The 15,598-nt window shown below is 49.5% G+C and carries 12 protein-coding genes; 6 read left to right on the top strand and 6 right to left on the bottom strand.

All coding sequences use genetic code 11. The features are described from left to right. Window positions 1-14: 14 nt before the first annotated feature. The 6 genes from gshB to metK form a co-directional block, all read right to left on the bottom strand. Window positions 15-962 (bottom strand): glutathione synthase, encoded by a 948-nt coding sequence (gshB, locus tag A9B99_RS21955; protein WP_064601224.1) that lies wholly within the window; start codon window positions 960-962, stop codon window positions 15-17. An 11-nt stretch (window positions 963-973) separates the two neighbouring features. Then, entirely contained in the window at window positions 974-1,705 is a 732-nt protein-coding gene (rsmE, locus tag A9B99_RS21950; RefSeq protein ID WP_064601223.1) for a 16S rRNA (uracil(1498)-N(3))-methyltransferase, read from the bottom strand. A gap of 145 nt (window positions 1,706-1,850) precedes the next feature. Next, complete coding sequence (endA, locus tag A9B99_RS21945) at window positions 1,851-2,561, bottom strand: deoxyribonuclease I (protein ID WP_064601222.1); 711 nt, start codon at window positions 2,559-2,561, stop codon at window positions 1,851-1,853. A gap of 96 nt (window positions 2,562-2,657) precedes the next feature. Continuing rightward, window positions 2,658-3,167 carry a SprT family zinc-dependent metalloprotease gene (locus A9B99_RS21940; protein ID WP_064601221.1) on the bottom strand — a complete coding sequence of 170 codons (510 nt, stop codon included), beginning with the start codon at window positions 3,165-3,167 and terminating at the stop codon, window positions 2,658-2,660. 83 nt (window positions 3,168-3,250) lie between these two features. Further along, window positions 3,251-4,642: a sugar porter family MFS transporter gene (locus tag A9B99_RS21935; protein WP_064601220.1), complete on the bottom strand. Its 1,392-nt coding sequence runs from the start codon at window positions 4,640-4,642 to the stop codon at window positions 3,251-3,253. A 656-nt stretch (window positions 4,643-5,298) separates the two neighbouring features. Continuing rightward, the gene (gene metK / locus A9B99_RS21930) at window positions 5,299-6,450 is read right to left on the bottom strand and encodes a methionine adenosyltransferase (protein WP_064601255.1); all 1,152 of its coding nucleotides are present in this window, start codon (window positions 6,448-6,450) and stop codon (window positions 5,299-5,301) included. A gap of 556 nt (window positions 6,451-7,006) precedes the next feature. Here metK and yqgB point away from each other — a divergent pair. The 6 genes from yqgB to fbaA all read left to right on the top strand — a co-directional run bounded on the left by yqgB (window position 7,007) and on the right by fbaA (window position 15,470). Further along, complete coding sequence (gene yqgB, locus A9B99_RS24550) at window positions 7,007-7,300, top strand: acid stress response protein YqgB (RefSeq protein ID WP_369792545.1); 294 nt, start codon at window positions 7,007-7,009, stop codon at window positions 7,298-7,300. After that, window positions 7,293-9,269: a biosynthetic arginine decarboxylase gene (gene speA / locus A9B99_RS21925; protein WP_064601219.1), complete on the top strand. Its 1,977-nt coding sequence runs from the start codon at window positions 7,293-7,295 to the stop codon at window positions 9,267-9,269. Before yqgB ends, speA begins: the two co-directional genes overlap by 8 nt. Window positions 9,270-9,711: 442 nt before the next feature. Beyond that, window positions 9,712-11,703, top strand: a complete 1,992-nt coding sequence (gene tkt / locus A9B99_RS21920; RefSeq protein WP_064601218.1) for a transketolase — start codon at window positions 9,712-9,714, stop codon at window positions 11,701-11,703. A 358-nt stretch (window positions 11,704-12,061) separates the two neighbouring features. Further along, window positions 12,062-13,090, top strand: coding sequence for an erythrose-4-phosphate dehydrogenase (gene epd, locus A9B99_RS21915; RefSeq protein WP_064601217.1), 1,029 nt, complete (start codon window positions 12,062-12,064; stop codon window positions 13,088-13,090). A gap of 42 nt (window positions 13,091-13,132) precedes the next feature. Beyond that, window positions 13,133-14,296 carry a phosphoglycerate kinase gene (pgk, locus tag A9B99_RS21910; protein WP_064601216.1) on the top strand — a complete coding sequence of 388 codons (1,164 nt, stop codon included), beginning with the start codon at window positions 13,133-13,135 and terminating at the stop codon, window positions 14,294-14,296. A 97-nt stretch (window positions 14,297-14,393) separates the two neighbouring features. Next, on the top strand, window positions 14,394-15,470 hold the full coding sequence (gene fbaA, locus A9B99_RS21905; protein WP_064601215.1) for a class II fructose-bisphosphate aldolase: 1,077 nt from the start codon (window positions 14,394-14,396) through the stop codon (window positions 15,468-15,470). The last annotated feature ends 128 nt before the right edge of the window (window positions 15,471-15,598 follow it).

The raw sequence follows: 15,598 nt of genomic DNA, 5'->3' as shown, positions 1-15,598 counted from the left end.
TCCCGCCATGGACACTATTTTGCCAGACGCTTCTCAATAGCGTCCATTAGCATTCCCGTAATTGATACCGGGAACTGTGCTTCAATTTCCCGCACGCACGTTGGGCTGGTGACGTTAATTTCAGTGAGCTTATCACCGATAATATCGAGCCCGACAAATATCAGGCCTTTTTCTTTTAACGCAGGGGCAATGCGGCGGGCAATGGCCCAGTCACTTTCAGACAATGGGCGGGGCTCGCCACGTCCACCTGCTGCCAGGTTACCACGGGTTTCCCCATTTGGCGGAATACGCGCCAGGCAATAAGGCACAGGTTCACCGTCTACTACCAGCACACGTTTATCACCATCTTTAATCTCAGGCAGGTAGTTTTGCGCCATGCAATAACGGTTACCCAGTTCCGTCAGCGTTTCGGTAATGACGGATAAGTTAGGGTCGCCTGCTTTCACGCGGAAAATTGATGTTCCACCCATGCCATCCAGTGGTTTGAGAATGATGTCGCCGTGTTTTTCCCAAAATGCTTTCAGTTGTGCTTTGTTCCGGGTTACCAGCGTATGCGGTGTTAAATCAGCAAACCAGGCAGTAAAGAGTTTCTCGTTGCAGTCACGCAGACTCTGTGGTTTGTTAACAATCAATGTGCCCTGTTCTTCAGCCCGTTCCAGAATATAGGTGGCGTAGATAAACTCTGTATCGAACGGTGGGTCTTTACGCATTAAAATGACATCAAGGTCTGACAGCGCAATATCCTGCTCGCTGTCGAAGTTGTACCATTTCTCATAGTTATACTCGACGCTGAGGGCGCGTGCGCGTGCGCGTGCTTCACCATTCGTCAGGTACAAATCGGCCATTTCCATGTAATGCAACTGGTAACCACGTTTTTGTGCTTCCAGCAACATCGCAAAACTGGTGTCTTTTTTCAGGTTAATTGACGCGATGGGATCCATCACGATGCCGAGCTTGATCATTCTTGTCTCCTTTAGCCCAAATCACCAAAACGCACCTGCAGTGCGGTGATTGCAGTAAGGGCGGTGGTTTCTGTACGCAGCACACGCGGTCCTAACAGAATATCAGTAAACTGATAACGCGCAGTCATGGCAATCTCTTCTGCCGATAATCCACCTTCAGGCCCAATAAGCAACCGCACCCGTTCAACTGGCAGAGGGAGCGTATTGATACTGGCACTGGCGCGCGGGTGAAGATTGAGCTTCAGTGCATCATCCTGTTCCTGGCACCAGGTTTCCAGGTTCATTACGGGACGTATTTCTGGAATCTGGTTGCGTCCACACTGTTCACAGGCGCCAATCGCAATTTTTTGCCATTGCTGCAGTTTTTTATTCAGGCGTTCTGCATCCAGTTTCACTCCACAACGTTCCGAGAACAGGGGGGTAATCACATTGACGCCCAGCTCAATGGATTTCTGAATAGTAAATTCCATTTTTTCGCCACGGGACATCACCTGGCCCAGATGTAAAAACAGTGGTGACTCACGGTTATCTGTTTCACTACCCAGCAACCTGACCTGAACCTGTTTTTTATCTGCCTGAACGATTTCTGCAGAAAAAACCTGGTTGGAGCCATCAAATAACTCCAGAGTCTGCCCGGCAGACATGCGCAGAACACGTCCAACATGCCCAGCCGCGTCATCACTTAACGCAATAGTCTGGCCAACAACAAGTGGCGCAGGGTGATAAATGCGAGGAATACGCATCGTGTATATCATCCATAAAAAGGTGTGATGGTGGTTATAACAAATTCTTCGCTAAGCGCAGAGTGCAGAAGTTGCCGTCATTATTGTGCCCCACTAATGGAGGCACCGGCGCATCACAGAGTTAATTATTGCTGGGTAGTGTAGGTTAGCCTTTTCGCGCCATGCAAGCCTGCTGTACATAAGGGTTATGATTTCCCTGTATTTTCGCTATACGTTCATCGCGTGTGCATTCCCACTGAGTCACCGGGTACATTTTATCCCAGGCTTCAAATAGTTGAGTTTGTTGGCGTGAGAGCGGTAGTTGGTACTGATCGCGCATATAAAAATATGTTCTGGCAATGGCACCCCGCGCGCGGGCTGGTGGTTCAGCGCGCTTGCTGGAAAAATCGACTTTCATTGTGCACTGCCCATACTGGTTCTCACCACCATTCCACTGGTTGTACATAAAGTTACCGCGATCGGCGTTGACTTCGCCCACTGCGGGTTCCAGGTTGTGCATATCGCTTTCAATTTTGCGGTACACCGGATCTTTGGCACAGTTCTTACGCCCCCCTTCTTGCCAGCACTGGCGCAGATGGCCGAATTGCCATGCGGGCATAACATGTTCCCATTCAATGCGGTTGGCCCGAACTTTATTTTTTCTGATGTGGTAACCGCATGAGTTCAGGTCCGGAATGCCTTTTTTCCCTTCCCAGGTGATTTTACAACCACAATAAAAAGTGCCGGGAACATCGGCATTCACTTTTACGCCAGCCGTCTTTGCTTGAGAAAAACTGTGAATACCTGTGGCCTGTGCACCGGTACTTAACAAAAAAGCCGCCAGGGAGATAGCGGTAGAAAATATTTTGCGGGACATATCGAAATTCTCTGTCAAAGTGTGCCCGCACCCTAACTGATCATTTATCCAGTTTCAATCAGTTAGATTCTAAAGTTTCCAGTTAACTTGTTGTCGTTACAGAGGAGATGTGCCCGGTTTTAGTATTTCACCGCAATGAATACAGCGGTATTCCGCCTGCTTGCGTAATACCCGGTTATGGCGACGTACCGTCAACTGATGTTGCTGGCAACGGCAATAATAAGGGAAGGTATTGGAACGCACGGCGCTGAGTTCGAACTGGTGAGTACGCAGAGCCGGAACGCCCAGCACAGTTTCCATCATCCATTTCCACTCTTTGCCATGGGGAGCCACCCGGCCAAAATGCTTCCACACCAGTAAATGAGCCAGTTCGTGTGGCACTACCTGGTCGGTAAATGCTTGCTGGTTTTCCAACAATAATAATGGGTTAAGCCGGATTTCATAGGATTCTAACCAGGCGGTACCCGCCGATGTTCCGCGTTGCTGCCAGGAGATTTTGGGCTCAGGGTACTGTGTATTCAGGTAGTGATTAGCCCGTACCAGGTTAGCGCGCAGGCTGCGCATTATAGCTTGTTGTATTGCAATGGGGATGCGGCGTGTATTCATAAGCTGGCAGCATAGAGCCTGGAATCGCTGACTGCAAGCGTGTAGCGGGGGGCATAGCCGCCCCCCAAATTTGGCAGGATGTTTTATTGGGCACCAATTTCACGCAACGGACGGCCTTTCATCAGGTTACGTTCAATGTGCTCAAGGGAAACATGCTTGGTTTCCGGTACCAGAATTAATGTCAGAATGATAAAGAACACATTCAGACCAGCATAAATCCAGAAGGTACTTGCATTACCCAAACTGTTGAGCATAGTCAGGAATGTCGCACCGACAATCATATTGGCAATCCAGTTGGTTGCCGTTGAGCAGGTTATGCCGAAATCTCGTCCTTTCAGGGGCTGAATTTCGGAACACAGCACCCAAATTAACGGGCCGGCACTCATTGCAAAACCCACAATAAACATCAGTAGCATGGCCACGGCGAAGTATTGTGCATTGCTGGAGTGAATACCCACATGCAGCATGGTGCCGAGAATACCCATACCAACGGCCATCACAAGGAACCCAAGGATCAGCGTTGGTTTACGCCCCCAACGGTCAACCAGTCCAATTGCAATAAAGGTTGCCAGTACATTGGTGAGGCCGACGATAACCGTTCCCCACATCTGTTCTGTGGTATTGGTAAAACCGGCTATTTCGAAAATTTTGGGCGCGTAATACATGATGACGTTCATCCCGGTGAACTGTTGCATTACTTGTAGTAGCACACCCAGAAAAACGGCCCGGCGGAAATTGCTGTTTTCACGGAATAGTGACCAGCCACTTTGTTTCACCTTCAGGCTGTCACGTATTTCTTCCAGTTCACGTTTGGCTTCTTCACTGGAGTCACGCAGGTACATCAGCACACGTTCAGCGTCATGGAAGCGGCGTTTGGCTGCAAACCAGCGTGGGCTGTCTGGTAAAAAGAATACGCCAATTAACAGCAAGGCCGCCGGAATAGTGATAACACCCAGCATCCAGCGCCATTCACCGCTGTAACTGAAGGCGGTATCTGATAAATAGGCGCCAAGAATGCCGATAGTTATCATTAACTGATACATGGAGATCATGCCGCCGCGAATCTTTTCTGGCGCAATTTCAGAAAGGTACAGTGGTGCCGTGTAGGAGGCAATGCCCACGGCCAGCCCCAGTAACACGCGGGAAAGAATCAGAATTTCGGCATTTGGTGCCAGAGCGGAGCATAATGAACCGGCCACGAACAGTATCGCGCCAATCATCAGGCTGTATTTACGCCCCAGTCGGAAAGAGAGCCAGCCGCTCCCTACCGCACCCACTGCAGCACCGAACATCATGGAACTTACCACCCATTCTTGTTGGTGTGATGTAATTTGGAACTCATGGGCAATAAAGGGAAGTGCACCGGCAATAACACCGATATCAAGACCAAACAGCAATCCTGCCAGTGCGGCCAGAAAGCAGACAAAGAATGTCAATGCCTTGTTAGAAAGCCCCGTTTTTTTAGTGTCAGGCATGATGCCCTCCAGTTGGGTTGTTAATTATACCGATGTTAATGGTAGGTTGTGTTTGGGAGAGAAAACGTGACCATTGTCACGCTAATGTAATCGGTTACATTGTGTATGGTTTGTGATTGTTGTTTTTTACTATTAAAATCATTATATTATTCACTATCTCATTTTCTGTTATGTTGGATTATTAGATAACTCTGATAGTTTGTGTAACAAAAATATCAAATTTATGTTTTTTTAAGCCTATTCTGAAAAAATATATTGCAAATCGATGTGTAACCGTTTTCATTTCTTGCGTGATGGCTCAGGCTGCACTAAGCAGAAAAGAGGCTGTTGGGGGCCGCGCAGCAAGATTTCGCGTTGTACAGAAACGTGTTGGTTGCAGGTGTAACGGGAGCGCTCAGTCTTGCAGAAAGAAAAGTTAGCCAGTAAACAAATTGCGAAGGGTCATAAAGAGGGCCAGTGAATACTGGCCCTGAGTCTGATGACGAACCTCATGTCCGCACAGAACGAGAGGATGTCATCCAATAAAAAACCAGGAAAATCAATTTATTGATTTTCGGCTACTAACTGAAAAGAAGGAAAAACCACGCTTTTTCCTTCTTTTTCATCAATCTGAGGGCCAGTGAATACTGGCCCTGAAAGGTGCCCGAGACTGTTTATTACAGCCCGGCAGCAGCGCGCAGGTCGGCTGCTTTGTCGGTTTTTTCCCAGGGGAAGTGGTCACGACCAAAGTGACCATAAGCTGCTGTTTCGCGGTAGATCGGATGTAACAAATCCAGCATTTTGATCAGGCCATAAGGGCGCAGATCAAAATGTTCGCGAACCAGTGCTGTCAGTAACTCTGAGGCCACTTTTTCAGTACCAAAGGTTTCTACCATGATGGAAGTGGGTTCAGCCACACCGATGGCATAGGACACCTGGATTTCGCAGCGATCTGCCAGACCCGCAGCAACAATGTTTTTCGCTACATAGCGAGCAGCGTAAGCTGCAGAACGGTCTACTTTGGAAGGATCTTTACCGGAGAATGCCCCGCCGCCATGGCGAGCCATACCACCGTAGGTATCCACGATAATTTTACGTCCGGTCAGGCCACAATCGCCCATTGGGCCACCAATAACAAAACGGCCTGTTGGGTTAATAAAGAATTTAGTGGAAGCACTCAGCCATTCTGCAGGCAGAACCGGCTTGATGATTTCTTCCATTACAGCTTCTTGCAGGTCTTTCTGCGTGACCGATTCTGAATGCTGAGTAGACAACACAACCGCATCGATGCCGACAATTTTTCCGTCATCATACTGGAAGGTTACCTGGCTTTTCGCATCAGGGCGTAACCACGGTAGTGTGCCATTTTTACGCACTTCAGACTGGCGCTGAACCAGACGATGAGCATAAGTTATTGGCGCCGGCATTAGTACATCGGTTTCATTAGTGGCATAGCCAAACATCAGACCCTGGTCGCCAGCACCCTGTTCAAGCGGGTCTGCACGGTCAACACCCTGGTTGATATCCGGAGACTGTTTGCCGATGGCGCTCAGAACGGCACAAGAGTTTGCGTCAAAGCCCATGTCGGAATGAATATAACCAATATCACGCACGGTATTACGGGTAATTTCTTCAATATCAACCCAGGCACTGGTCGTGATTTCACCACCAACCAGAACCATGCCCGTTTTTACGTAAGTCTCACAGGCAACGCGTGCTTTAGGATCCTGTTCCAGAATCGCGTCAAGAACGGCGTCTGAAATCTGGTCTGCTATTTTGTCGGGATGCCCTTCGGATACTGACTCGGACGTAAAAAGGTGTTTTGCCATATTATCTTCACCCTGGAGTAAATCGATTATCAGGGACTGCTGATAACCCACATCCTTTATAAGGACTATGCTGACAAACGTCATTTGGGGTGGTAATCAACACCAGCAGTCTTAGTGTTAATCAGTATAGATGGATTAACTTCTGGACGGCTATTCTAGGTTATACCTTAAGCAGATTTCCAGTGGTTTTTTGACAGACTTCACGATGCTGCTGTTTTGTTACAAAACAACAGAAGCAACGAGCGGCCCGGTAGCATATTTTTGTTTTGCTTTTTGGCGATGATGTGGGTATAAAACGGCGCGCGCGGCTTATATCGTCAGGTAATCAGTTTTTACTGTGTTACTCACTTCCAGCCGGGTTGAGCAAAATCTCAGTAGCGTGGTTTTCGTTCCTGCGACCGACCACGGGCTTTACTTATCGCATGTAGTTGTATGCGTGGAGGTGATAACAAGCAATGACAATGAACCGCCATTTTCAACAGACTCCGTTGTTACGTCGATCCTCAGGTGTATATACGCACCTCTCCACCTGCTTCTCACTTTTGTTTTCCAGCCGATGTCATATCCGTTTCGGCACGTCTCAGGATTCTCGAGCTGGTTTTCGCCACCTGAACTGAGCAAGGGCTCTTCTGGTTTTCCAGAAGGATTTTTCCAGGTTTCGCCGGACTGTCATGTGGCGTTCGGAATCGTGTCTTACAATGTTATGAAAATGAAACCGGTCACGCGGTTAGCGAAGCTTTATGTTCTGCTAACTCCGGGTGTTGCTTATGGGTTGTTATCTCAGGTATGCCCTGCGATAGTAGTCAACTGTTTTACTTTTTCGACAAAAATTGAGGTTCGCAATGTCTGACGACATTTCTTTTGTTTCGGGTTCGTCAGCAGGCGAACAGGGTGTACTCCGTTCCATGCAGGAGGTTGCAATGAACTCCCAGGAAGCCAGCAAGATGCTGCGTACATACAATATTGCCTGGTGGGGCAATAACTATTACGACGTCAATGAACTGGGGCATATCAGTGTTTGCCCGGATCCGGACGTACCGCAAGCCCGGGTTGATCTGGCGAAACTGGTGAAGGAACGTGAAGCCCAGGGGCAACGCCTTCCTGCTCTGTTTTGTTTCCCACAAATTCTCCAGCACCGCCTGCGTTCTATTAATGGGGCATTCAAACGCGCCCGTGAATCTTACGGTTATAAAGGCGACTATTTCCTGGTTTATCCGATAAAGGTAAACCAGCATCGCCGCGTGATTGAGTCACTGATTCACTCCGGTGAACCGCTGGGGCTGGAAGCCGGTTCCAAGGCCGAATTGATGGCGGTTCTGGCTCATGCCGGTATGACTCGCTCAGTAATTGTGTGTAATGGTTACAAAGACCGTGAATACATTCGCCTGGCGATGATCGGTGAAAAGATGGGCCACAAAGTCTATCTGGTCATCGAAAAAATGACGGAAATTAATATCGTTCTGGAAGAAGCCGCCCGCCTGAATGTGGTGCCACGCCTGGGGGTTCGTGCTCGTCTGGCTTCACAAGGCTCAGGCAAATGGCAGTCTTCCGGTGGCGAAAAGTCAAAATTTGGCCTTGCAGCAACTCAGGTATTGCAACTGGTTGAAATGTTGCGTGCGGCGAATCGCCTTGACAGCCTGCAACTGCTGCACTTCCACCTGGGTTCACAGATGGCGAATATCCGCGATATCGCAACCGGTGTTCGTGAGTCTGCACGTTTCTATGTCGAACTGCATAAACTGGGTGTGAATATTCAGTGCTTCGATGTAGGTGGCGGCCTGGGCGTAGATTATGAAGGGACACGTTCTCAGTCTGACTGTTCTGTGAACTATGGTCTGAACGAATACGCCAACAATATTATATGGGCCATTGGTGATGCCTGCGAAGAGCACGGGCTGCCGCACCCAACGGTTATCACCGAGTCAGGCCGGGCAGTGACCGCGCACCACACAGTTCTGGTCTCCAATATTATTGGGGTAGAGCGCAATGAATTTTCCAAACCAACGCCTCCGGCTGAAGATGCTTCCCGTGCATTGCAGAGCATGTGGGAGACCTGGGAAGAAATGCATGAGCCCGACAACCGGCGCTCCTTACGTGAATGGTTGCACGACAGCCAGATGGATTTGCATGATATCCATGTCGGTTACTCATCCGGTACATTCAATCTTCAGGAGCGAGCCTGGGCTGAACAACTCTATTTGAGTATGTGCCATGAGGTGCAAAAACAACTGGATCCACAAAACCGTGCTCACCGGCCAATTATCGATGAACTGCAGGAACGTATGGCGGATAAACTGTACGTCAACTTCTCGCTGTTCCAGTCCATGCCGGATGCCTGGGGGATAGACCAGTTGTTCCCGGTTCTGCCACTTGAAGGGCTGAACCATGCGCCAGAGCGCCGTGCTGTATTACTGGATATCACCTGTGACTCAGATGGTGCCATTGACCATTATGTGGATGGCGATGGTATTGCGACGACCATGCCAATGCCGGAATATGATCCTGAAAACCCACCATTACTCGGTTTCTTTATGGTCGGGGCATATCAGGAAATTTTGGGTAACATGCATAACCTGTTTGGTGATACCGAGGCCGTGGATGTGTTTGTCTTCCCGGATGGCACCGTGGAAGTAGAGCTTTCTGACGAGGGTGATACCGTTGCCGACATGCTGCAATACGTACAACTGGACCCCAATACTCTGCTGACACATTTCCGTGATCAGGTCAGGCAGACTGGGCTGGACCCGGTATTGCAACAGCAATTTATGGAAGAGTTTGAAGCTGGCCTTTACGGCTATACCTACCTCGAAGACGAATAATTTGTTATTCGTTTGCTAAGAATGGCGCGCGGGTTGTCCGCGTGCCGTTTTTCTATTGCCCTCCTGCCCACCAGCCCGGCTCAACAGTAAGCAAAAAGTCTTAAAATCCGCACCCAGGGCGCAGAAGTATAAATCCTCAGGCTCAGCCTGTGCGATACTCAACTACAGAACCTGAGGGCTGTTTCGCAGATTTATCTGTGGACAAAAGGATGTTCCATGTACATGACAGGCTGCTTAGGTTAAATTGATGGACAACTTTTTGGAGCCCTAACGGCCAGAGACATGTGCCCACTTATTATGGTGAATCAATAGCCTGAAAATAACACAGCCTGAATACAGTTTACTGTAGTGGGGTGTTTTTGCTTTGGGCTATACACCATTGGGGTGCAGGCTTGAAACCGTTATTAAGGCCTGGTCTTCAACTATCCGATCTGGAGTCAAAATGTCTTCTCGTAAAGAGCTTGCCAACGCCATTCGTGCGCTCAGCATGGACGCAGTACAAAAAGCCAAATCCGGCCACCCCGGAGCCCCTATGGGGATGGCTGACATTGCTGAGGTCCTGTGGCGTGATTACCTGAATCATAACCCGAAGAACCCGCACTGGGCTGACCGTGACCGCTTTGTCCTGTCTAACGGCCATGGCTCCATGCTGCTTTACAGCCTGCTGCACCTTTCCGGCTACGACCTGCCAATTGAAGAACTGAAAAATTTCCGTCAGTTGCACTCCAAAACACCGGGTCACCCGGAAGTGGGTTACACCGCTGGTGTTGAAACCACCACTGGCCCGCTGGGGCAGGGTATTGCCAATGCCGTGGGTATGGCAATTGCTGAGAAAACACTGGCTGCGCAGTTTAACCGTCCGGGCCATGAAATCGTTAACCACCACACCTACGCCTTTATGGGTGATGGCTGCATGATGGAAGGGATTTCTCACGAAGTGTGCTCCCTGGCCGGTACCCTGAAACTGGGCAAACTGGTTGCGTTTTACGATGACAACGGTATTTCTATCGACGGTCATGTGGAAGGCTGGTTTACTGATGACACCGCCAAACGTTTTGAAGCTTACGGCTGGCATGTGGTACGCGGTGTTGACGGCCATGATGCGGACTCCATCAAACGCGCCATCGACGAAGCGCGCAGTGTCACAGACAAACCGTCCCTGCTGATGTGCAAAACCATCATCGGTTTCGGTTCGCCGAACAAAGCCGGTACCCACGATTCTCACGGTGCACCGCTGGGTGATGCAGAAGTGGCTGCCACCCGCGAACAGCTTGGCTGGAAATACGAACCTTTTGTTATCCCGCAGGAAATCTATGGTCAGTGGGATGCCTCTGAAGCAGGCAAAGCAAAAGAATCCGCATGGGATGAGAAATTTGCTGCCTACAGCAAAGCCTTCCCGCAGGAAGCGGCTGAATTCACCCGCCGCATGAGCGGTGAAATGCCGTCTGATTTTGCGGCAAATTCTCAGGCCTTTATTGAAAAACTGCAGGCCAACCCGGCGAAAATCGCCAGCCGTAAAGCGTCGCAGAATGCCATTGAAGCCTTTGGCCCGTGGTTACCGGAATTCCTCGGCGGCTCTGCTGACCTGGCACCGAGCAACCTGACCATTTGGTCCGGCTCCAAATCCATTAACGAAGACACCGCTGGTAACTACATTCACTACGGTGTGCGTGAGTTTGGGATGACGGCGATTGCCAACGGTATCGCGCTGCATGGTGGTTTCCTGCCGTATACATCCACCTTCCTGATGTTTGTGGAATATGCCCGTAACGCGGTGCGTATGGCTGCACTGATGAAACAGCGCCAGGTGATGGTGTATACCCACGACTCCATCGGTCTGGGTGAAGATGGTCCGACTCACCAGCCTGTAGAACAACTGGCTTCCCTGCGCGTAACGCCGAACATGAGTACATGGCGCCCATGCGACCAGGTGGAAAGTGCCATTGCCTGGAAAGCGGCTGTTGAACGCCATGACGGCCCGACCGCGTTGATTCTGTCCCGCCAGAACCTGGCCCAGCAGGAGCGCAGTGCACAGCAACTGGCTGATGCAGCGCGTGGTGGCTATGTGCTGAAAGACTGCGAAGGCCAGCCGCAGGTGATTTTCATTGCCACCGGTTCTGAAGTTGAACTGGCGGTTGCCGCCTGGGAACAACTGTCTGGCGAAGGCGTGAAAGCGCGTGTGGTTTCCATGCCGTCAACTGATGTGTTTGATAAACAGGATGCCGCATACCGCGAAGCGGTGCTGCCAAAAGCAGTTGCTGCCCGTGTGGCAATTGAAGCAGGCATTGCTGACTACTGGTTCAAATACACTGGCCTGAACGGTGCCATTGTGGGCATGACCACCTTCGGTGAATCTGCACCAGCAGAGCTGCTGTTTAAAGAGTTCGGTTTCACCGTAGAAAACGTAGTGAAACAGGCGAAATCTTTGCTGTAATCACCTCAGCCATGTTCGTTTTATATAGCCGGGTAATTTGCCCGGCTTTTTTACGCTCGTGATATCCTCTCTGGCAGTAAATTATTCCATTATTCCTGAAGAGTATTCTTGTGCAGATTATCTTCTAAGCAGTGAAATGGCGAAAAGTGTGATGCAGGTCAGAAGAATGAGTGATAACGCAGAGGGAATATTCCCTTTATTCCTTATTTCTAATATGCTGGCTGAAGCGTTTCAGTAATTTAAAATGTTCGACATTTAACCAAACAGTCGTGATTTATGGCTGGCGAGGATTCCCCTGAGGCGGTGGCTGCATTACCCTGTTTGCCACAACATTGCTCAGAATCCTGGCAGGAGAGATATGACCGTACGCATCGCGATAAATGGCTTTGGTCGCATCGGGCGCAACGTGGTTCGGGCACTTTACGAATCCGGTCGCCGGGCGGAAATCACCGTTGTGGCAATCAACGAGCTGGCTGATGCCGCTGGTATGGCGCATTTGCTTAAATACGATACCAGCCATGGCCGTTTTGCGTGGGAAGTTCGCCATGACCGCGAACAGCTCTTTATTGGTGACGACACTATTCGTATTTTGCATCAACGGGATATTACCTCGCTGCCCTGGCGGGCGCTGGATGTGGATATTGTGCTGGATTGCACCGGGGTCTATGGTAGCCGTGAAGATGGTCTGGCTCACATTGAGGCTGGAGCCAAAAAAGTGCTGTTTTCGCACCCAGGCGGTAATACGCTGGATGCCACCGTGGTTTACGGTGTCAATCATGACCAACTCCGCTCCACAGACCGCATCGTTTCCAACGCCTCCTGCACGACTAACTGTATTATTCCCGTGATTAAGCTGCTTGATGAAGCCTGGGAAATTGAATCAGGAACGGTCACCACCATTCACTCTGCGATGCATGACCAACAGGTGATCGATGCTTACCATCCGGACTTGCGCCGTACCCGGGCAGCCAGTCAGTCAATTATCCCGGTCGATACCCGGCTGGCTGCAGGTATCACCCGTATTTTTCCGAAATTTTGTGACCGCTTTGAAGCTATCGCTGTACGAGTACCGGTCATTAATGTGACGGCGATTGATTTGAGCGTTACTGTGTCACATAAAGTAACTGCACAAGAGGTTAACCTGTTGCTGCAAAAAGCGGCACAGGGGGCATTTCATGGTATAGTTGACTATACGGAATTACCGTTAGTCTCGACCGATTTTAACCACGATCCACATAGCGCTATTGTGGATGGTACCCAAACCCGGGTAAGTGGTGGGCACCTGATCAAGACATTGGTCTGGTGTGATAATGAGTGGGGCTTCGCCAACCGCATGCTGGATACCACGTTGGCGATGTCTGCAACACCGATATCAGGTAAGGCGTAATTTGCGCCTGCAAAACTTTTAGAATCAACGAGAGGATTCACCATGTCTGTAATTAAGATGTCCGATCTGGATCTGGCTGGTAAACGTGTTCTTATCCGTGCGGATCTGAACGTACCGGTTAAAGAAGGGAAAGTGACTTCTGATGCGCGTATCCGTGCATCTCTGCCTACCATTGAAATTGCCCTGAAACAAGGCGCAAAAGTGATGGTGACTTCCCATCTGGGTCGTCCGACTGAAGGCGAGTACAATGAAGAATTCTCTCTGCTGCCAGTTGTGAATTACCTGAAAGACAAACTCTCTGCGCCGGTTCGTTTAGCAAAAGACTACCTGGATGGCGTGGAAGTGGCAGCTGGTGAACTGGTTGTTCTGGAAAACGTTCGTTTTAACAAAGGCGAGAAGAAAGACGACGAAGCGCTGTCCAAAAAATACGCAGCACTGTGTGATGTTTTCGTAATGGACGCTTTCGGTACTGCTCACCGTGCTCAGGCATCAACTCACGGTGTTGGCAAATTTGCTGAAATCGCTTGCGCAGGTCCGCTGCTGGCAGCTGAACTGGACGCGCTGGGTAAAGCACTGAAAGAACCTGCCCGCCCGATGGTTGCTATCGTTGGTGGTTCTAAAGTTTCCACTAAACTGACTGTTCTTGACTCCCTGTCTAAAATCGCTGACCAGTTGATTGTTGGTGGCGGTATTGCTAACACCTTCGTTGCTGCGCAAGGCAATAAAGTGGGCAAATCTTTGTATGAACCAGACCTGGTTGAAGAAGCCAAACGCCTGCTGACTATTTGTGACATCCCGGTACCGACCGATGTTCGCGTAGCAACCGAGTTCTCTGAAACTGCTCCGGCTACACTGAAGTCTGTTACTGAAGTGAAAGACGAAGAGCAAATTCTGGATATGGGTGATGTTTCCGCTGAGAAACTGGCTGAAATCCTGAAAAACGCTAAAACTATTCTGTGGAATGGCCCGGTTGGCGTGTTCGAGTTCCCGAACTTCCGTAAAGGCACCGAAATTGTTGCTAAAGCCATTGCTGAAAGTGATGCATTCTCTATCGCTGGCGGCGGCGATACCCTGGCAGCAATTGATCTGTTCGGTATTGCAGACAAAATTTCTTACATTTCCACCGGCGGTGGCGCTTTCCTTGAATTTGTAGAAGGTAAAGTTCTGCCAGCTGTTGCCATGCTCGAAGAGCGTGCTAAGAAGTAATACATTCGGGCAGGGTTTCCTGCCCGTCGTTTTCTGTGTGTCTGGTTAACCAGGCGCACCTCCTTTTTCCAAGGCCGAAGATACAGGACAACGTAATATGTCTAAAATTTTTGATTTCGTGAAACCTGGCGTTATCACTGGTGATGATGTTCAGAAAGTTTTCCAGGTAGCAAAAGAAAATAACTTTGCTTTACCGGCAGTGAACTGCGTCGGTACTGATTCTATTAACGCTGTTCTGGAAACGGCTGCCAAAGTTAAAGCGCCGGTAATCGTGCAGTTCTCTAACGGTGGTGCTGCATTTATCGCTGGTAAAGGCTACAAAGGTGAAGGCCAGCAGGCTGCTATTCTGGGTGCTATCTCTGGTGCGCTTCACGTTCATCATATGGCCGAACATTATGGTGTTCCGGTTATTCTGCACACTGACCACTGCGCGAAAAAACTGCTGCCGTGGCTTGATGGCCTGCTGGATGCTGGTGAAAAACACTTTGCTGCCACGGGCAAACCGCTGTTCTCTTCTCACATGATTGACTTGTCTGAAGAGTCTCTGGAAGAAAACATCGAAATCTGTTCTAAATACCTGACTCGTATGTCTAAACTGGGCATGACCCTGGAAATCGAACTGGGTTGTACGGGTGGTGAAGAAGATGGTGTGGATAACAGCCACATGGACGCTTCTGCACTGTACACTCAGCCAGAAGACGTTGATTACGCATACACTAAACTGAATGCTATCAGCCCGCGTTTCACCATCGCTGCTTCCTTCGGTAACGTACACGGTGTTTACAAACCTGGTAACGTTAAACTGACCCCGACTATTCTGCGCGATTCTCAGGAATATGTGTGCAAAAAACACAACCTGCCGCACAACAGCCTGAACTTCGTATTCCACGGTGGTTCTGGCTCAACTGCCCAGGAAATCAAAGACTCCGTAAGCTACGGTGTGATTAAAATGAACATTGATACCGATACCCAATGGGCAACCTGGGAAGGTATTCTGAACTACTACAAAGAAAACGAAGCTTATCTGCAAGGCCAGTTGGGTAACCCGAAAGGCGAAGATCAGCCGAACAAAAAATACTATGACCCGCGTGTCTGGCTGCGTGCCGGCCAGCAGTCAATGGTAGCTCGTCTGGAGAAAGCGTTCACTGAACTGAACGCAATTGACGTTCTGTAATTAGTTCGTTTCTGTCACAACTAAAAACCCGCCTCTGTGGCGGGTTTTTTTACGCCTTTTTCTGGCTTTAAAGCATAAAAATGTGAGCTGTCTGGCATAAGGCAAGCTTTTTGTTTACCCTTTAGAAA

This window comes from Mangrovibacter phragmitis (assembly GCF_001655675.1).
GTDB classification, from domain to species: Bacteria; Pseudomonadota; Gammaproteobacteria; order Enterobacterales; family Enterobacteriaceae; genus Mangrovibacter; species Mangrovibacter phragmitis.
The sequence above is the reverse complement of the archived record's forward strand: the minus strand, read 5'-3'. Positions and strand labels throughout refer to the sequence as shown.